This is a genomic window from Paraburkholderia sp. BR10936, assembly GCF_040965735.1.
Taxonomy (GTDB): Bacteria; Pseudomonadota; Gammaproteobacteria; order Burkholderiales; family Burkholderiaceae; genus Paraburkholderia; species Paraburkholderia nodosa_A.
This window is the reverse complement of the sequence record NZ_JBFRCM010000103.1, coordinates 1-243: the sequence shown is the minus strand read 5'-3', so window position 1 is coordinate 243 and position 243 is coordinate 1. Positions and strand designations below refer to the sequence as shown.

Below are 243 nucleotides of genomic sequence, written 5' to 3'. Positions count from 1 at the left end.
CTTCGTCTCCGAAGAGACTGGCCTCACACCCTTGAATCCCGCGCCCGGATTTGCCAAAGCGCCTTCTCCAATGCAAGGACCGGGACTTCCAACACCCGGACAACCTTCCGCGATCCGTCCCCCCATCTTCAGACAGGATTTCACGTGTCCCGCCCTACTTGTCGTACACCTAGTTCTTCCATTCCGCCTTCGCCTACGGGGCTATCACCCACTATGGCCGCACTTTCCAGAGCGTTTGGCTGA

1 rRNA gene is annotated in these 243 nt (G+C 58.4%); it reads right to left on the bottom strand.

Annotation, left to right across the window (positions count from 1 at the left end):
- Positions 1–108: 108 nt before the first annotated feature.
- Positions 109–243 (bottom strand): 23S ribosomal RNA (locus AB4Y36_RS40605); the annotation flags it as partial.